This window comes from Psychromonas sp. KJ10-5 (assembly GCF_055808325.1).
The window spans coordinates 3,572,962-3,592,205 of the sequence record NZ_CM147864.1 but is presented as its reverse complement, the minus strand read 5'-3'; the positions used below and the strand labels follow the sequence as shown (position 1 = coordinate 3,592,205).

15 protein-coding genes and 1 riboswitch are annotated in these 19,244 nt (G+C 37.0%); of the genes, 10 read left to right on the top strand and 5 right to left on the bottom strand.

The genetic code is table 11. The features are described from left to right. Positions 1-39: 39 nt before the first annotated feature. Positions 40-1,494, bottom strand: a complete 1,455-nt coding sequence (gene pdxR / locus AC0L3W_RS15795) for a MocR-like pyridoxine biosynthesis transcription factor PdxR (protein ID WP_409440080.1) — start codon at positions 1,492-1,494, stop codon at positions 40-42. Between the two features lie 113 nt (positions 1,495-1,607). Here pdxR and AC0L3W_RS15790 point away from each other — a divergent pair, with 113 nt between their 5' ends. Further along, positions 1,608-2,384, top strand: a complete 777-nt coding sequence (locus tag AC0L3W_RS15790) for an aldolase (RefSeq protein ID WP_409440081.1) — start codon at positions 1,608-1,610, stop codon at positions 2,382-2,384. A 9-nt stretch (positions 2,385-2,393) separates the two neighbouring features. Beyond that, positions 2,394-3,281 carry a dihydrodipicolinate synthase family protein gene (locus AC0L3W_RS15785; protein ID WP_409440082.1) on the top strand — a complete coding sequence of 296 codons (888 nt, stop codon included), beginning with the start codon at positions 2,394-2,396 and terminating at the stop codon, positions 3,279-3,281. Between the two features lie 147 nt (positions 3,282-3,428). Here AC0L3W_RS15785 and AC0L3W_RS15780 read toward each other — a convergent pair whose 3' ends face one another. Further along, the gene (locus AC0L3W_RS15780; protein ID WP_409440083.1) at positions 3,429-5,015 is read right to left on the bottom strand and encodes a GGDEF domain-containing protein; all 1,587 of its coding nucleotides are present in this window, start codon (positions 5,013-5,015) and stop codon (positions 3,429-3,431) included. A 381-nt stretch (positions 5,016-5,396) separates the two neighbouring features. Here AC0L3W_RS15780 and AC0L3W_RS15775 point away from each other — a divergent pair, with 381 nt between their 5' ends. The 3 genes from AC0L3W_RS15775 (at position 5,397) to AC0L3W_RS15765 (ending at position 9,873) form a co-directional block, all read left to right on the top strand. Further along, on the top strand, positions 5,397-6,809 hold the full coding sequence (locus AC0L3W_RS15775) for an alanine/glycine:cation symporter family protein (RefSeq protein WP_290038849.1): 1,413 nt from the start codon (positions 5,397-5,399) through the stop codon (positions 6,807-6,809). Positions 6,810-7,013: 204 nt separating this feature from the next. After that, complete coding sequence (locus tag AC0L3W_RS15770) at positions 7,014-7,403, top strand: DUF3461 family protein (protein ID WP_290038848.1); 390 nt, start codon at positions 7,014-7,016, stop codon at positions 7,401-7,403. Positions 7,404-7,794: 391 nt separating this feature from the next. Further along, positions 7,795-9,873: a DUF4962 domain-containing protein gene (locus AC0L3W_RS15765; RefSeq protein ID WP_409440084.1), complete on the top strand. Its 2,079-nt coding sequence runs from the start codon at positions 7,795-7,797 to the stop codon at positions 9,871-9,873. 83 nt (positions 9,874-9,956) lie between these two features. Here AC0L3W_RS15765 and exaC read toward each other — a convergent pair whose 3' ends face one another. Next, the gene (gene exaC / locus AC0L3W_RS15760) at positions 9,957-11,474 is read right to left on the bottom strand and encodes an acetaldehyde dehydrogenase ExaC (RefSeq protein ID WP_409440085.1); all 1,518 of its coding nucleotides are present in this window, start codon (positions 11,472-11,474) and stop codon (positions 9,957-9,959) included. Between the two features lie 125 nt (positions 11,475-11,599). On the opposite strand from exaC, the gene AC0L3W_RS15755 reads away from it, so the two are divergent. The 4 genes from AC0L3W_RS15755 to AC0L3W_RS15740 all read left to right on the top strand — a co-directional run bounded on the left by AC0L3W_RS15755 (position 11,600) and on the right by AC0L3W_RS15740 (position 16,066). Continuing rightward, positions 11,600-12,529, top strand: coding sequence for a helix-turn-helix domain-containing protein (locus AC0L3W_RS15755; protein WP_409440086.1), 930 nt, complete (start codon positions 11,600-11,602; stop codon positions 12,527-12,529). A gap of 183 nt (positions 12,530-12,712) precedes the next feature. Beyond that, positions 12,713-13,369: a DUF2959 domain-containing protein gene (locus AC0L3W_RS15750; RefSeq protein ID WP_409440087.1), complete on the top strand. Its 657-nt coding sequence runs from the start codon at positions 12,713-12,715 to the stop codon at positions 13,367-13,369. 242 nt (positions 13,370-13,611) lie between these two features. After that, positions 13,612-13,776: riboswitch (FMN riboswitch) on the top strand. A gap of 94 nt (positions 13,777-13,870) precedes the next feature. Beyond that, a complete protein-coding gene (gene ribB / locus AC0L3W_RS15745) occupies positions 13,871-14,518 on the top strand; it encodes a 3,4-dihydroxy-2-butanone-4-phosphate synthase (RefSeq protein WP_409440088.1) in 648 nt (215 codons plus the stop codon). A 360-nt stretch (positions 14,519-14,878) separates the two neighbouring features. Further along, positions 14,879-16,066, top strand: coding sequence for a hypothetical protein (locus AC0L3W_RS15740; RefSeq protein WP_409440089.1), 1,188 nt, complete (start codon positions 14,879-14,881; stop codon positions 16,064-16,066). A gap of 351 nt (positions 16,067-16,417) precedes the next feature. Here AC0L3W_RS15740 and AC0L3W_RS15735 read toward each other — a convergent pair whose 3' ends face one another. Both AC0L3W_RS15735 and AC0L3W_RS15730 read right to left on the bottom strand, forming a co-directional pair. Beyond that, positions 16,418-17,245 carry a CmcJ/NvfI family oxidoreductase gene (locus tag AC0L3W_RS15735; RefSeq protein ID WP_409440090.1) on the bottom strand — a complete coding sequence of 276 codons (828 nt, stop codon included), beginning with the start codon at positions 17,243-17,245 and terminating at the stop codon, positions 16,418-16,420. A 442-nt stretch (positions 17,246-17,687) separates the two neighbouring features. Continuing rightward, positions 17,688-18,206 carry a TetR/AcrR family transcriptional regulator gene (locus AC0L3W_RS15730; RefSeq protein ID WP_409440091.1) on the bottom strand — a complete coding sequence of 173 codons (519 nt, stop codon included), beginning with the start codon at positions 18,204-18,206 and terminating at the stop codon, positions 17,688-17,690. Positions 18,207-18,385: 179 nt separating this feature from the next. Here AC0L3W_RS15730 and AC0L3W_RS15725 point away from each other — a divergent pair, with 179 nt between their 5' ends. Next, positions 18,386-19,078, top strand: coding sequence for a cupin domain-containing protein (locus tag AC0L3W_RS15725; RefSeq protein ID WP_409440092.1), 693 nt, complete (start codon positions 18,386-18,388; stop codon positions 19,076-19,078). Positions 19,079-19,244 lie beyond the last annotated feature (166 nt).

Sequence of the window (19,244 nt, the reverse complement as noted above, 5' to 3'; positions counted from 1 at the left end):
TAATATTTCCATTATCAATAAGTAACTTTAATATTCAGTTTATACTTTTAAATTTATAGATAAATCTTCTATTGATTTGGTAATTTCTTGCGGAGTAATTGCACCAAATCCAAACCTAAGATGGGTAGGAGTCGATAAATTACTGTATTGAGTGCTTAATGTTGCATCTTTATTAGTTAAATTATTAAATGTTCCATCTTTAATCATTTTTTCTATATTTATCCAAAGTGCCATTCCCCCTATTGGTAATTTAAAAGAAACTTTATTCCCAAAAACTCTTTTAAATTCATTTGCAGCAAAGTTTCTCCTTGTTTCGTATTGTTTTTTTGTTTTACGGATATGTTTCTTTACCTCTCCTGACTTCATTAATTCTGATAAAACATGTTCTGTTATTGTATTACCTTGCCTATCAATGAGGACGATCTCCTGAGCTGCTCTTTCAATGAATGTTTGATCTGCTGAAATATAACCGAGCCTTAAACCAGGAGCAAAAACTTTAGACATCGAGCCTATATGAATAACGTTTTCAGAATTTGGTAAGCTTGCTAATGGTGGAATTGGTTTGTTTTCATAATGAAATTCATGATCATAATCATCTTCTATTATCACAAACTGATGCTGTTTTGATAAATTAAGTAACTCTAATCGCCTATCAATAGGCAAGGTTACTGTTGTAGGATATTGATGATGAGGAGTAACATAAATACCAACAATCTCATGTTCTGCTATCAACTCTTTTAATGCTAAAATATTTAATCCATCGTCATCTAGTTTACAGCTCAATATTTTAAAACCATTTGATTCAAAAGCAGCTTTTGCAGGTAAATAGCACATTTCCTCTACTATTATTGCTCCTTTTTTAGGGTCTAGTATTCTTGATGCTAGATAAATCCCCATTTGACTTCCTCTTACGACACATATTTGCTCTAGGCTACAATTCATAAATCGATCTTTAGATAACATTGTTTGAATTGACTCTCTAAGCTCCTTAATACCTCTAGGGTCTTCATAGCCAAGGCTTGAATAGCGACTCAAATGTATACAGGCTCTTCTATATGCCTTAGCAAGTATTTCATAAGGAATTAAGCGAGTATCTGGCGTTCCATCATTAATAACACAGTTATTATTGATACTAATTGCATCTTTATAAAGATTTTCAACTAATAAAGAAGCTGACTTACTTTTATGAGCATTGTTAATGAGTTGTTTATTTTCTTTAGACAAATCTTGTTCTGGAATTATATCGGCAACAAATGTACCGCACCTAGGCTTAGTAACTAGCCAACCTTGAGACTCAAGCTCTTCGTAAACTTGTTGAACTGTTTTCCTGTTCACACCTAATTGATTCGCTAAAGACCTTGACCCAGGTAACATACTATTAACGCTAAGGCGCCCACTTTTAATATCTGTAATTAACTTCTCAAGCAACTTAGCGTGAAATGTTTTATCCGAGCTAGATTCTAAAAAAAATTTTGTTTCCCAAGGTCTTAACATACGCTCTCCATCTGGACCACTCAAAGTTAAATATCTGGATGTTAGCTATGGTCCAGTGCTTTGTTATCTTGCCTTTGTTATTAAATAAAAGCAAATAGAGCAAGGAGTACTATATGAAAACAGCTTCAATGACAAAAAAAGAGTTAATGGGTAATGCTCAATTAGAAATGAAAAAAATCATTCAAGATTTTATACTTTCAGATCGTGAAAAACTGGCACTGACTTGTCGAATTTTATTTGATAAGGGCCATGACTCAGGAATAGTAGGACAAATCACTTGTCGCTCTGAAAAACCAAACACATTTCTTACACAACGTTTTGGCTTAGGTTTTGAAGAAGTCACCGCAGCTAATTTAATGGAGGTCGATCATGATCTTCAACCATTAAATGGCGAAGGTATGGCAAATCCCGCTAACCGTTTCCATACATGGGTTTATAAAGAACACCCAGAAGTAAATTGCATTATTCATACTCACCCAATACATATCGCCGCACTTTCTATGTTAGAGGTTCCATTGGTTATTTCTCAAATGGATACTTGTGCTTTATATAATGATTGCTCTTTCGTCAAAAATTGGCCAGGTATACCTGTTGGAAATGAAGAAGGGATTCTTATTTCAGAAGCTCTAGGAAGTAATCGTGCTCTTTTTCTTGCACATCATGGTCAATTGGTAACAGGTAAAACTATTGAAGAGGCCTGTAACCTTGCAATTTTAATTGAACGCGCAGCAAAGCTTCAATTATTAGCGATGGCTGCAGGAGAGATTAAACCCTTACCACCAGCATTAGCCCAAGAAGCACATGATTGGGTCTCTACGGAAAAACGAAACAAAATTAATTTTGCATATTATGCAAGACAAGCACTTAAAAAACACCATGATTGTATATAAGGAAAAAAAATGAATTTATCAGGAATTATAGGCTACCCAGTGACACCTTTTAATGATGAAGATGGAACTATTAATCTTAAGCAATTAGGCAACGTGATCGATATTTTACTCGACTCAAAGGTTGATGCTATTGCTGCTTTAGGTAGTGCAGGCGAAGCCGCTTATTTAGATGAAATAGAATGGGAAAAAGTAGCTGAATATACCGTCAAACATGTTAACGGTAAAGTTCCAGTAGTAATTGGAATTGCAGAATTAACAACAGAAAAATCAATAAGCCGAGCAAAATATGCACATAAAATTGGTGCTGATATGATCATGGTATCGCCATTCTCATACTATAAATTAAGTGAAGATGAATTATTTATTCATTATGAAAGTATTTCAAAAGCAACTCCTTTACCGATAATGATATATAACAACCCTGCAACTTGTGGTGTAGATATGACACCTGAATTTATGTTGAAAATGGTGAAAGACATTGAAAATGCATCTGTAATTAAAGAAAGTACAGGTGATATTCAACGTATGCATAAGATTTATAAGCTATCGAATGGCAGCGTTCCATTTTTTAATGGCTGTAATCATATGGCTTTAGAAGCCTTTAATGCTGGAGCAACTGGATGGTGTACTGCTGCACCTTGCCTTATAGGAGGTAAACCTAAAGCGTTGTTTGAAGCAGTTCAGAAAGGCGATAATAAAAAAGCAAAAAAACTATTTTATGAGCAATATGAATTTCTTGAGTTTATTGTTACATCAGGATTAGCAGCAGCGATTAAATCCGGCTTTTCACTTCAAGGTAATGAAATTGGAGGACCGAGAAAGCCCCTACTACCTTTAACTCACTCCACTAAATTGCAATTAAAGCATATGTTGCAAGAGTTAAATTGCCTTAATTAGACAATGATTAAAGACCCATATATTCAATATATGGGTCACATCCACGCACTAATATTGGCTCTATTACTGGTTATTTAACACTCTTAATATCTTAATTTAAAATATACTAATGAGCATATCATTGAGTACTTAATCTAACGAACTCGATTAAGATTCACTATGGTAGCAACACACTTTATTACGACCAGTCATTTTTGCTTCTTGTAAAGCTTGTTTAACAAACTGTATCTGTTGAGAAGCATCTTCAATATCTTCCACTTCTTGTACTTGCATTAATCCAATGCTCACTGTGAAATCAATTTTTTGTTCATTAACCACTGTTGGCATTAAGTTTATTTCACTTCTAATACGTTCCATTAAAATAAGAGCATTGCTTTGATCCGTTCTTGGCATTAACAGAATGAAATCTTCACCACTTAATCGGGCAAATACATCTGTTTGACGCATCTGGTTATCAATTCGCAGCGTAAAATCAAGTATCACCTTATCGCCAAGATTATGCCCAAATCTCTCATTAATACCTTTGAATGAGTCTATATTTAACATCGCTAGGCAATAAGGCTCTTTATAACGTAGGTAGCGTATATGTTCTTGCGCCATGTGAATTTCAAAATAGCGACGATTATAAATATTAGTTAAATCATCATGAGTCACTAAGTGTTGTAGTTTTTTATTATTATCCGAAATAATATTATCTTTATCTAAAATTGTTTGTATATAGCCTTTTATCACCTTAGCTATTTCACTAATATCATCATCACCTTTAACAGCAATACGATATTGGGCTTTACTGTCACCGGCATCAATAACCTGTCGAATTAAACCAATTCTACGTAAAAGGTTGGTTTGGAATACGATTAAAATGATAGCAACCACAACACAGGTTAATAATAGAAGGTAGAGAAAAGATTCCCTTACCGAAATTTTCTCTTCTACTTTAGTTAGATTCGTTAAAAATGCTTTTTGCGCAGATAAAACACTATCTCCCATCACGGTAATGATCGACTGAGTTAGTTCTTTATGCTTTTCTTTTAATGTTTCCAGTACTGCGAGTTGTGCGGAATACGCTTGGTAATCCACAGAGATCGATGACGGGCCTACTAATAAAGTAGATAAACCTTCGTAGTCTTGCGTCGACATGACTGATTTTAATGGTGATATTATGGCTTCAATAGCAGATGGTTCTGTTTCAGAATAAGCCTTAAGCAATGGATTAAATAATAGCAGTACATCATCAATGGCCAGTGCAATTTTAGTTTTGCCTTGTTTTAGTGTATCTCTTCGGTATTGCTCAATACTCTTATAATCCGATAACACTTGCTCAGATAATGCTATTTTTTTCATCATAGCGGCGGAAATAACATCACTCTGATCTGATAGAGTAGTGGTTAGAGATAATAGCTCCTGATAAGAGTAAAGGTTATTAGAATACTTTTCTGATATTTTTACTATCCAGTTAGCTTTATCGGCAACATATGCATCACCCCATTCAAGATCCTTTTCATTCTCCGCAAGAAACATATTACTGGTTGCAGCAAGTATCTTATTGGTTTGAATTTTGAGTTGAGTAATTTCCAATAAACTATCGAAGTGTTCATCTTTAACACGTTGGTAATCATCTTTAAGTTCATTTAATGAAGCAATAGCAGACATCCCCACAACACCAGTCATGATAGTGAGGGTAATCGTCATGATAACAACTCGTAAATTCAATTTATGTTTTAAGCGAGGCATATTATCCTTGAAAAATGCATGTATAAAATAGCTCATCAAGAGCAAAACTAATCCTTAAGGATAGTATTATATAGTAAAATTAAATAAATTTATTAAATGGTCATTCACAATTTCAAGAATAAAATTTTAATAAAGAGAAACAATGACATCAATTCCTAAATAACTCCAAAACGACAACAAGCATGTTATTGAAATAGGTAATTGAGCATAAAAACACCATACAAAGGATAGACAATAGCCTGTGTTTGTATGAATTTGAAGCAGTTTTATAAACCTAAGCAATCATGATCAAGATTTGCTAGTATCGCGGCCTTGTTCATAATCAAATTGCGTTTTAAATGATTTTAAAGGGACCCGCGCAATCTACTAAAAGGTATCTTTATGTTAACAGTACTTAATGCTTTGAATGGTCTATTATGGGGGCAAATCCTCGTTTATTTACTGATAGGTACGGGCGTTTATTTCACAATACGTTTAGGCTTCATTCAATTCCGTCATTTCTTCCATACTTTTACTGTCATGAAAGGCAGTCGTCAATCAGATAAAGAAGGCATCTCTTCTTTTCAAGCTCTTTCCACCAGTTTAGCAGCACGAGTAGGTACAGGTAACTTAGCAGGTGTTGCTATTGCAATCACAGTGGGTGGCCCTGGCGCTATCTTCTGGATGTGGTTAATTGCGATATTAGGAATGGCAACCAGCTTTGCAGAGAGTACACTTGCGCAGGCTTATAAAGTGCACGATGAAGAAGGTAATTTCCGTGGTGGTCCAGCTTATTATATGGAGCGTGGTCTGAACGCTCGCTGGATGGGTAGCTTATTTGCAATTTTTCTAATCATCGCTTTTGGTTTAGTGTTTAATGCAGTTCAAGCGAACTCAATTACTGCCGCACTAAACGAATCATTTAATATCGACAAAATGACCGTGGGTATCATACTAGCGCTAGTATCAGGTGCCGTTATTTTCACTGGTATTCGAGGCATTGCCAAAGTAGCTGAAAGAATAGTACCAGCAATGGCACTTATCTACCTATTGATCGCAGCCTTTGTTGTGGTAATTAATGTCACTGAGTTACCAGGAATTATTGGTCTGATCTTTGATTCTGCTTTTGGTTGGCAAGAAGCAGCAGGCGGTGCATTTGGTGCAATGATCATGACGGGCGTACAACGTGGCCTATTCTCTAATGAAGCAGGTATGGGTAGTGCAGCTAATGCAGCAGCGACAGCCTCTCCTTATCCGCCACACCCAGCATCACAAGGTTATGTGCAAATGCTAGGTGTTTTCATTGATACCATCATTATTTGTACTGCAACTGCCTCAATCATCCTTTTATCGGGTGGCCTAGATTCATTCTCAGGCATGGGTGGTGTAGAAATCACACAACGCGCTTTAGACTTCCAAGTAGGTAACTGGGGTGGTTCTTTTGTTGCTATTGCTCTGTTATTTTTTGCATTCACTTCCATTATTGCAAATTACTCTTATGCAGAAACTAACCTAGTATTTTTACAACATAAAAATACACGTGGTTTAATCGTCTTGCGTATTGCAGTGTTAGCAATGATTCTCTTCGGTGCAACACAAAGTAACAATGTCATCTGGTCTTTAGCTGATGTTTCTATGGGACTAATGGCGATTGTTAACCTTGTAGCGATACTATTACTTTCAAACGAAGTCATTAAGTTAGCAAAAGATTACAACCAGCAACTGAGTGCCGGTAAAGTGCCTACTTTTGATCGTACTAAACTACCTGAGCTAGACAAAAAAATAGAGCCAGGTGTTTGGGAACCTAAAAAGTAAAATAAACACCCAACAGACCTTACAACATCAAAATGGATGAATGTGCTAAGGTCTGTTACTCCCCCTCTCTTTTATAAACTCCCAAAACCTTCTTTTTATTGAAAATTCAGCCTAAAAAAACACCAAATTAACCATAAAATTAATTGATCTTTTTTCGTGATAGTTCAAACTATAGACAATCGACAATATACTTAAGGAGAAGTAATGTATCCAAACCTTAGAGACATCGGGATCCGTAACCCAGAAAATATCAAACGCTATTCACTGCGCAAAGAAGGCGATAAGGATATTTTAAAAGTATATTTCCGAAAGACGGGTGGTATGTTAATTGGACGTAGCAGTAAATATAAATTTCAACGTCAAATCAAAACGGTGAGTGGCGGTCAACACGTACAACATATACAAGGCACTACAGAGTTATCAGAGATTAACCCAACACTGCACAAAATTATTAAAGAACTGGATAGCTTAAGTGTTCAAGTCAGTAGTGAAAAAGAACTAAAACAACAAGTACTATCAGACTTAAAACACCTACAGTCAGTGGTTGATAATAAGATTCAAGAAATTGAAGGCAAGCTAGACAAGCTGCAGTAAACTGATCAACACAATGTGAATTGACTTAGACATTATTAAAAACGAACATTTTTGTTCGTTTTTTTATATCTGAATACCTAACCTATTTATCCTCCCCTATTAAGCCTCAATCATATTTTTAAATAACCAAGTTTGATCCTGTGACCTAGTGCTCGTATTGGAATAGTACGCCCGCCAGTTTATTGTAATTAAGTAATACAAATGATATAAATTGATCATTATTAAAGGTTTAATAACGGCATCAAATCGACACAATTAATGTCGATTTTTGTTTAAGGTACTTCCCTTGAATAGCTTAATAACCTGATATTTCATTAACATTCCTTGCAGTTGAGTAACTTACCATTGCTGGGCTGGTATAAATTTATTAATTTCATAAGTAGAGGTTTAAATGTCTAACAAATCTTTTGATGCGATCAAGGCGATTAAATTAGAAAACGACAAATCTGCTGGTAATCTTCTTGATGTGATGCCAGTTCAAGTTCAAAAAGCTGATATTGATCTGTCTTTTTTGGATAATTTGAGTGTAGAGCACCCTCGTCTATTGGTTCAAAGTAAAGATCTACCTGCTTTTAGAGCTAACCTGAAAGGTAATGCAGGCTACTGCAAGTTTGATGCTTTCATGAATAACTCAACAAATAAATTTTTAGACGTAGCACCTTATGAAGAACCAAAAGCTTACCCTGAAGAAACCGTTGGTAAAGCTTCATTGTGGCGTCCTTACTGGCGTCAAATGTACGTTAGCTGTCAAGAAGCTTTCAACGCAACTCGTAACTTATCAATCGCCGGTATCGTACTAGAAGATGAAGCAATCATCGCCAAAGCAAAAGCATGGACATTACAATTAGCTGCTTACGATCCAGAAGGTGTAACCTCACGTGGTTATAATGATGAAGCCGCGTTTCGTGTGATTGCAGCAATGGCTTGGGGTTATGATTGGCTACATGCATACTTCTCTGATGCAGAACGTGAAACAGTAAAACAAGCACTTATCATTCGCTTAGAAGAGATCATGCATCATCTACAAGTAACAGTAGATCTACTGGCTAACCCACTTAATAGTCATGGTGTTCGTTCAATTTCATCTGCGGTGATCCCAACCTGTATCGCACTATACAATGAATACCCTAAAGCACGTGAATACATTGAATACGGTATTGAATACTATGCCGTACATTACCCACCATGGGGCGGAGAAGATGGTGCTTGGGCTGAAGGTCCAGATTACTGGAACACGCAAATGGCCTTCCTAGGTGAATCTTTTGACCTTCTGAAAAGCTACACCTCTATCAACATGTTTAATAAAGAGTTCTACAAAAATACAGGTGACTTCATCATGTACTGTATGCCTGTTCACTCCAAACGTGCAAGTTTCTGTGACCAATCAAGTATTGGTGATTTCCCAGGTTTGAAATTAGCTTACAACATCAAACATTTTGCAGGTGTTAACAACAAACCTGAATACATTTGGTACTACAACCAACTGAAAGCACGTGACACGGAAGCACATACTAAATTCTACAACTTCGGTTGGTGGGATTTTGGTTACGATGACTTACGCTTTGATTACCTATGGAACGATATGCCTGAAGTTAAACCTTCAGACGAACCACAGCTTAAAGTCTTCCCAATCACAGGTTGGGCTGGTTTCCATAGCAACATGACAAACCGTGATGAGCATATTCACATGGTTTACAAATGTAGCCCATTCGGTTCTATCAGCCACTCACACGGTGATCAAAATGCTTACACATTACATGCATTTGGCGATACCTTAGCAGCCATCACAGGTTACTACGGTGGTTTCGGTGTAGATATGCACATCAAATGGCGTCGTCGTACTTTCTCTAAAAACTTACCGTTATTTGGTGGTAAAGGTCAGTACGCTGAAAATACAACGACTAACTTTGAAGGCGAACATCAAGATCGCTACTGTGTGGAAGCTGGCGGTAAAATTACCGACTTCGATACAGAATCAGACCTGTTATTTGTTGAAGGTGATGCATCAACGTCTTACCAATTCCACAACCCAGATCTTGAATCTTACAAGCGTAAAATCTGGTTTGCTAAAGGTAAAGTATTTGTAATGCGTGACCTAGCAACACTTAAATCAGAGCAAGATCTAACTTGGTTACTGCATACAACATTCAGTACTGAAACAGCGACAGACACTTTCAAAATCATTGGTGAAAACGCACAACTAGACGTTTCATTTATCAATGACAGCAAAGATGATCTACTTTCAATTGAAAATGTAGAAGGCTTTGGTGAAGTTGACCCAAGCGAATACAAAGATCTTGAAATTCATCGTCATGTTGAAGCGAAGTTTAAAGCGAAGAAAGAGCACAACATTCTAACGCTATTAGTACCAAGTAAATTGAACGGTCCTAAAACAGAAGTTTCGTACAACCTAACAGATACAACATTAACACTGAATATCGACGGTGAAGATGTAGTGATCGAGCTATAACTCACTCCTTATAAGGTTTATTTGTTATAAAGCCGCTTATCATAAGCGGCTTTATTGTTTTACAGGCTCACTTTCACAATGAACTAAAAGAATCCCATCGGATTAATATCGTAGCTCACCAACATGTTTTTCGTTTGTTGATAGTGCTCTAACATCATTTTATGGTTCTCACGTCCAATACCAGATTGTTTATACCCACCAAACGCAGCATGGGCAGGATAGAGATGATAACAGTTTGTCCATACGCGCCCAGCTTGAATACCGCGCCCCATACGGTAAGCAATATTACTATCCCTTGTCCATAAACCCGCGCCTAATCCAAACTCACTGTCATTAGCTATTTTTAAAGCATCTTCTTCATCTTTAAAAGTAGTAATACAGATCACAGGCCCAAAAATTTCTTCTTGGAAAACACGCATATGATTACTGCCTTTTAATAAAGTAGGTTGAATGTAGTAACCATTATGTGCCCCATCCACCTTCTCAATGGCCCCACCCGTTAACACTTCTGCGCCCTCATCTTTACCGATTTCAATATAGGATAAAATCTTGTCATATTGCGCTTTAGAAACTTGTGCACCGATTTGACTGTCAGTATCAAATGGATTGCCTTGTATAATCTTTTGAGTACGCGCAATCAAACGCTCGATAAACTCATCGGCAATTGACTCTTGCACCAGCAAACGAGATGGACAGGTACATACTTCCCCTTGATTAAAGAACGCTAATGCAGCACCTTCCAAACATTTATCGATAAAAGTATCTTCATGGTTCATCACATCGGCAAAGAAAATATTAGGTGACTTACCGCCCAGCTCAACAGTAGAAGGGATCAAATTATCTGCCGCACATTGCAAAATATGTTTACCAATAGGGCTAGAGCCAGTAAAGGCAATCTTAGCAATACGTTTAGAAGTCGCTAAAGCTTGCCCTGCTTCTTCACCAAAACCATTCACAATATTCAACACGCCAGCTGGTAATAAATCACCAATAATCTCCATCAAAAACAAAATAGATAATGGCGTTTGTTCGGCAGGTTTAAGCACAATACAATTACCAGTAGCCAATGCAGGGGGTATTTTCCAAGCAGCCATCAATAGCGGAAAGTTCCAAGGAATAATTTGTCCAACCACACCCAAGGGCTCATGAAAGTGATAAGCCACGGTATGCTGATCAATCTCACCTAACGAACCTTCTTGCGCTCTGATACAACCAGCAAAATATCTAAAATGATCAACAGCTAAGGGAACATCAGCTCCCATCGTCTCTCGAATACATTTACCGTTATCCCACGTTTCAACTAACGCAAGTAACTCTGAATTAGCTTCAATTCTGTCTGCAATTTTAAGTAGAATATTAGAACGCTCAGTGACAGAAGTGCTCGCCCAAGCTTGTTTAGCCTTATGCGCAGCATCTAAAGCAAGGTCAATATCTTGCTGATCTGAACGAGCAACTTCACAAACATCTTCACCAGTTACTGGCGTTTTATTAGTAAAATATTGCCCATTAGCCGGTGCGACCCATTGCCCATCAATGTAATTATCATAATGAGATTTAAACGTAATTTGTGACTCTGCAGAACCTGGATTTGGATAAATCATAAACACCTCTCAGTTATTTGTATGCCTCTGTGTGATATTCATCCTATCCGTAGATTTTTTATATGCATGACTGTTAATTCAAAAATATTGACTGTCAGTTTCAAATGGCAGGGAGTGTGACAAAAATGATAAGCCAACATGTTCAAGATCAAAGAAACAACCCTCAAGTTTTGGTAGAGAACAAAACATCTTTTGCCGGAGAAGATGCTGAATTGAGCATATATGACACATTTGAACCTGCGACCAACGTTAAGCTCGCCTCTGATCAACTCATGTTTTGCGGCATGCTTTCAGGCAAAAAAATAATGCACAGCCTACATAGACGCTTTGAAACAGAGTTTTTTCCACATGAATCATTCATCATGGCACCTAATCGCCCTATTCAAATTGATTTCCCAATGGCTAGCCTAACCACCCCCACCACCTGTATTGCCATTGAAATTAGCCATAACAAAGTAAAAAAAGTTTGCGATAAACTAAACGCTAATGCGCCATTATCAACCTATCAACAGGAGTGGCAATACGACAATAAACTAATGCACACGCATCATAATACGGAGACTCAAACCTTATTAAATCGCATGATCAATATCTTTTCAGAGAACCATCCAGATAGGAGTTTTATGGTTGATCTCGCGGTGAGTGAGCTCATTACGCGATTATTGAGAGAACAAACTCGCGACTTTATCATTTGTCACAGCCTCAACGACCCAGAGCACAATGGCATTAATTCCGTGGTTGCCTACTTATATAAACACTTAGGAGAAACGATCAATATTGAAGCTTTGATCAAGCTATCATGCATGAGTCGCACTAAGTTTTTTTCTGAGTTTAAACGTACTATCGGATGCACGCCTCAAGACTTCCTATTCCAACTACGCCTCAAAAAAGCAGCAGAAATGCTAAGGAAAAACAGCTCAGTAACGCAAGTTTGCTTCGCCACAGGTTACTTAAGTACGAGTCACTTTAGCCGTAGCTTTAAAAAGTTTTTCGGGGTTAACCCAACCCAATATAAACTCAGACATAGTCCTGATTTATTAAATAGGTACACTTGAGCATCTCAATATGCCCTTACCTTCGGAGCTGAACCATCAGATCGCACAACCTTTATTAGCCGCTACACAGCTTAACTTGCCGTTTATAATGTGAGAGCTTATCATTCATACCATTAACTGGTACTTATCCGAATGTCTATTGGCATCGCAATACACCACCTATGCATACATACAGGAAGTAACATGAAAAAACAGACGCGTTTATATACTTCATTACTCGCACTCACCTTTCTATTATCAGGCTGTGAGTCCGTTTATTACTCTACAATGGAAAAAGTGGGCATTCACAAACGTGACATTCTTATTGACCGAGTAGAGGAAACAAAAGAATCGCAAGAAGAGTCACAAGAAGAGTTTCAATCTGCACTTGATCGCGTAACAGCCTTAATTGACTTCAAAGGCGGCGACTTGCAAAACACCTACAACGCATTAAACGACGATTACCAATCCAGTTTAGATGCAGCTAATGAAGTTTCAGAAAACATAGACAAAGTAGAAGATGTCGCCAATGCACTGTTTGCAGAGTGGAGCGAAGAACTTAAACAATACAAGAGCGCCTCTTTAAAACGCCAAAGTAGCCAAAAACTAACTAATACAGAACGTCAATTTAATACTATGCTGCGCTCAATGCGCAACTCAGAAAGTAAAATGCAACCAGTATTATCTTCTCTAAACGACAACGTCCTGTACTTAAAACATAATTTAAATGCGCAAGCGATGTCAGAAATAAAAGGCGAATTCACCAATCTTAAGCGTGACATTCAACAACTCGTTAATGATATGAACCAATCTATTGCTGATTCAAACAAATTCATTGAGCAAATGAACAGCGCCAACTAATAGCAACAACTGATTAATAAGCCTGATGATAAAGGCTTATTAATCAGGCTTTAATTTTCACACATATTCTCAGCATCGCTAACAGCCAGCAATTTAATACTTTATCCACCTTACAAATCATTATTTAAGCCCCGATCAAACAACTAGCTCCCAAAAGCCCAAACACATTTAACGTAATCCAAGCAAATTCAACTATCTTCCTAAATACCTAAAGGTTAGAATCCGTGCGCTAATTTTAATTTAGCAATTCTCAGGGCGGGGTGAAATTCCCCACCGGCGGTAAACCTATTAGGTGAGCCCGCGAGCGCTTTATTGATTATTTAACCTAGTAATACTAGTAATAAAGGTCAGCAGATCTGGTTTAATTCCAGAGCCGACGGTGATAGTCCGGATGAAAGAGAACACAAAGCACTACATACGTAGTGCTATTTAGCATCGCCTAATAATTGGGTGATGTTACTCTCATGCCCTGATTCTGGTAACTATTCAAAGGAAAATACCATGAGTCAGTCTCTATTAAGTTTATTCGGTGATGCACACACGCGTGTATCAAATGCCATTCAATCAATCAAAAACGGTTCAGGTGTATTGGTCGTTGATGATGAAGACAGAGAAAATGAAGGTGACTTTATTTTTGCTGCTGAAACATTAACAACGCCACAAATGGCGATGATGATCCATGAAGGCAGTGGCATAGTGTGTTTATGTTTGCCAACCAAAACCACGCAAAAGCTACAACTTCCACAAATGGTCAGCAACAACACCAGTCAAAATACCACTGCTTATACCGTGAGTATTGAAGCAAAACACGGTGTAACCACAGGTGTTTCTGCAGCAGATCGCGTCACCACCATTAAAACCGCCGTTGCACCAAACGCAACAGCCGATGACCTCTCTCGCCCAGGTCACGTATTCCCTCTACAAGCCGTTGAAGGTGGTGTATTAGTGCGAAGAGGACATACCGAAGCAGCAGTTGATTTAGCCACATTAGCAGGGTTTGCACCCGCAGGTGTTATTTGTGAATTAAGCAATGAAGATGGCTCAATGGCACGTTTACCAGAAGTCGTTAAATTCGCACAGCAACATGATATGCCAGTGGTCAGTATTGATGATTTGGTAAATTATATTAAAGCAGAGCAAGTAGCTTAGTTCAGATACGACTAGGTGTAGTTTTGGATTTCCAAAGCGTCTAAAACTGAAGTGAGTTATAGCCTTGTGGGCTGTCTATAGAAATATAGATGGCCTTTTTGTTCCGACGATAACAAATACCATTTATATAGATTAACATTAATAATTCACTCTAAAAAAATAAAGAAGCTCAATGTTATATTAGGCATTATTTTATTTATAATTTATTTATGGGAGTTAAAATAAGGAACTAATATTAAATGCTTTTAAAGGAGTAACCGTATCGCAAAATCAAAATGGACTGATTCGAGATCAGCTAAAGAATTACTTACTCGCATTGAAGCACTTAAGTTAAAAGAAAATCAAAGATGTAATGCGATTGTGAGTAACAAAAACTTCAAATCCTCTTTTAACTCCAATGGATTTGACAACTATCTTATGCTTTTAAAAGAACTTACTAAATTTCATCATGAAATTCCTGATGTAGTAAAAACAGAGTTGGTGCAAAAAGCAATTTGGAAATCAGCTGACGATAAAAAATTTCATGAGGGTTATGTTGGAAATATGCTTAAAAGAGCAGAGAAAGAGTACTTAGCACAATCATCACAAAAATATTTTCTAGTCACTGGTATATCCATAACAGGTATAAGAAACAAGCGGCTAATCAAAACACAAAACTCATTAATAACAATTTCAAATTACCTCCCTAAAAAATATAAGAGCAGCTATAATTTCAAGCAAGCTTTATCCTTATATCCACAAATTAATCAAAAAGCCTATTCATGGGTTACTGTAGAGGTTACTGCTAGATGTATTCATTCAGCAACAGAGCTTGCACTTGAACAATTAGACTACTGGCGAGGCATTATTAATATATACTTCAATTATAACCAAAGTAGAACTTCATATAGTAAACCAGCAGCAATAAATAAAATATTTAAGTATCCATATCATTCACTCCATTTAGAAAATGGAGATAAAGCAACAGAACTCTATTGGTTTGATCCAAACTACTGTAATGCGATTAAATCATTTGATATTACTGATAAATATGACAAGTCAAAAAAATTCTACCAAGCACTATCTAGAGGCATTGATAATAGTGGGGAAAGTTTATTTTTCATTAAAGTACTAAATCGATACTGCTCCGCACTTGATACTACCAATATGAATAGCTCGTTTTTAACTTTATGGTCGTTATTGGAAACATTAACGTTCACTACAAATGAAAATTACGATGTCACAATATCTAGAACTTTAGTTTTGTTTAAAGATAAATTCAAATTTAAACTTGAATTAGAAACACTAAGAAACAAACGTAACATGGCAATTCATAGTGGGTGTCAATTAGCTGAAGCTGAAAAATATGCTTATATTCTAATGAATATAATTCATGAGTATATTTTCTTTTTAATAAATGCGATTGAAAAAAGTAAATCGAGAGAGCAATTAATATCTGTATTAGACCTGCCTTTAAATAAAAACAAAATTTCCAAAATTCGTCAGGGTTATGAATCTGAAATAGAAAAATTAGATTTAATAGAAAGCTTAATATGCATTGAAAATTAAAGCATAAAAAATAATGGGTTCAAGTCTTGTTTTTTGCCTTTTAAAAATGCTTCCCACAAAACCCTAAGAAAAACGATGTTCAATGTGGCTGCAACTCCCCTACCGTTGAGCTTTCTCTAGCGATAAATGTCTTTCACCAACAGCAAACAGGACGTTTGCTGTATGAACTGGTGCGTTAAGAAAGGCAATTAGCGGTTGGATAAAAAGCAATTCAGTAGCCAGTGTTTTGCATCCTTTCTTCTCTGGTAAAAGAAAGGATGTCGTCGACAGAACGAAAACACTGCCAATAAATAGCTAGCTGTCAGAATGGGTGCAGACGAAGAAAAAGAAATCCAGCTTTATCAATCCCCCTTAAACATCAAAAAATGCGTAGGTTCTTGTTTCAATGCTTTGTCTTGGTTTGTTGTGTTCGCCCTGATTAGCTAATGGGAAAGCGGTATGCATCGCAAAGCGAGCGCTTGAGGGTTCACTATCAAAGCCTTTAATTAATACGGCTTCGCTACCATCCATCTCAGGGTAGTAATACCATTTTTGGTGTTTATTCTTTTTCAGTGCGAATATCTCACCTTGATGCTTTTGTGTTGAGTGCATATCGTTAAATGAAATATTAGCCTTCACTAAATCGTTACTATCTAGCGTAGAGAAATCCAAAAATGCTAAGGGATCTTTCTCTATCACACCATCAATTGAACGCCATAGGTTTATTTGAACCATGCGCTTTCCTGCAAAGCGTTTTAGGATAGCGTCGTCCAATACGGTTTGTGCTCTTATCGGTCCGGTTTGATGTGTGTAATCGTTATGCACATGGTAGGCAGGATGACGGTTGGAAGCTTTAATGCCACGGCGTACGGTATGATCAAATGCAACTACATGCGCTGCGCCCGTCTGTGCTTTTATCAAAGCTTCTACTTGCGGATAATAGTCAGCTTTAACCGTTTCACTTTCTAAAAAATCAACTTCATTGGGTTCAAAATTCGTAAGCTGAAAGCCAGCGTTATCTAAGTTAAAAACAGTCTCTGTTGAAACGGATCTTGCATTGATGACTTCCGTTTCTTCAAAGCCATAATGTGCACTATATTCCTGCTGCTCATCAAAGCCAGAATAATTGATCACGGGTGTACCTGTAGCACTTGCCTTAATAAAATGAAGTGTTGTTTTTTCAACTGTATTAGTGCTCATATCAACCTCTGCTATTTAACTATAACTATCAACTGCTGTTCATTCTCGTTGTTAGTTATCCAAATTAAATTTAAACTATCTACCGATAGGTATCTATCGGTTATTAAAGATTAATTAGTTACTAATAGCAATCTATATTTAGTCACTTTTTAATGCGATCTATAAAAATGAAGGAGTAAAATCCCAAAAGTAATTAAAAATCAATAAATTAAAAATTCAATTAAATGAGCTAGCTGTAAGGCGAGTTTGATATGAGTGCCGCCTTCTGCCTAAAACTCACGGAAAAGGTTTTTGGATAAGAGACAATGAAATTAGAATATTTTGGTTTAGGCAATAAGTGGGTTATGAAAATAGTAAGCAATAAATAGTGAGGAAGTACTTAATAGGATATGACGCTGGATACACTTAACATTACAGAGAACTAAGTGTACCCACGATATTTTTACTGGGTCGCTAGTTTAAAATAGCTGTGGTCATTCAATGCCTTGCTGATCATCATTGCACCTTCTAATGTGCTAACGGTAAGGATAGCTGCATGTAATGGTTCATTTTCTCCATTAGCAATATGGGCCTTTTGTAACCACGCTAAGTTCAGGTCAAAAAAACGTTTTACTTCTGCACGAACCTTTTCAGGTAAGCTTTCATTTTGAGCGCCTAACAAACCACACAAACACATTTTGTCATCATTAAGTAACGCGCTTCTGAACAGTTGTGTATAAGCTTCAATAGGATCTTTATTCGCAGCTTTAAGTTCATCTACATCGCCTAATGCTCCTAAAAAAGCATTCGTATATTGATGAGCTAATTCAGCGCCTAAGTCCGCTTTGGTAGGGAAATGGTAGTGGACACTGGCACTTTTTATACCCACTTCATTAGCGATCTCTCGGAAACTGAAATTATTATAGCCACCTAGTCTTACTTTATCTTCTGCAGCTTTTAATAATGCTTCTTTTTTGCTCATTCTTGTATTCCCCATCATTGAATATAAATTATCAAGCAGAGCATCACTATTTACAAGTAATAATGCATTCTGAGTAAGGCAGTTAGTCGCTGAAATCCCTTTTAAAGTTGACTTATGTACAATTAAACCATATAACTATCTACTGATAGATAAACTATTATAGGAAAATTGGAGGTAATATGAAAATCGCAGCTGATTTTAGTCAACGCGCTGTTGTACACAGCCAGCTTCAAGAGTGGGTAGCATCACCTATGGCGGGCGTTTACCGCAAGCCCCTCGATAGAGTAGGCGCTGAAGTAGCAAGAGCAACTACCATCGTTCGTTATGAGCCAGGCAGTGAGTTCAGTGAACACATTCACACCGGTGGGGAAGAGTTTATTGTGCTAGAAGGTATTTTTGAAGATGAGCATGGACAATTCCCAGCTGGTTCATATATACGAAACCCACCACAGTCTCGCCATCAACCAAGCTCTAAAGGCGGTTGCACTATGTTGGTAAAACTTTGGCAGTTCGATGCAAACGATCGTACACATGTTCGTTTACAGATGAATAAAATGGGTAAAACACAACTTCATGATAATAACCAAGTTGCTGTCACTCCGCTTTATTTAGATGATATTGAAGAAGTTAGTGTATTGCACTTTCAAGCAAATGCGACCTACTCGCTTGAAGCAAAAGGCGGCGCAGAGTTATTGGTACTTGAAGGCTCAGCACAAGAGTCTACAGATACCCTAAATAAACACAGTTGGTTACGTACCCCAATAGGCAGTAACTTGCAGGTTAAAGCGGGTGAACAAGGCGCAACGATATGGGTTAAGACCGGACATTTAACACAAGTTGAAGAACAAATAGCACGTGTAACAAATGCATAATCCTATAAATGGCCACTGTTTAAGTGGTCATTCCTTCCTTTAAAACAGCTATTACAACTCCCCAAAAAAATAACCTAGAAACACATCACTTAATCTAACTTATTGTTATTTTTATTGTTATTAAACACATTAAAAATTTAAATACATGCGTTGTTTAGAGTCACGT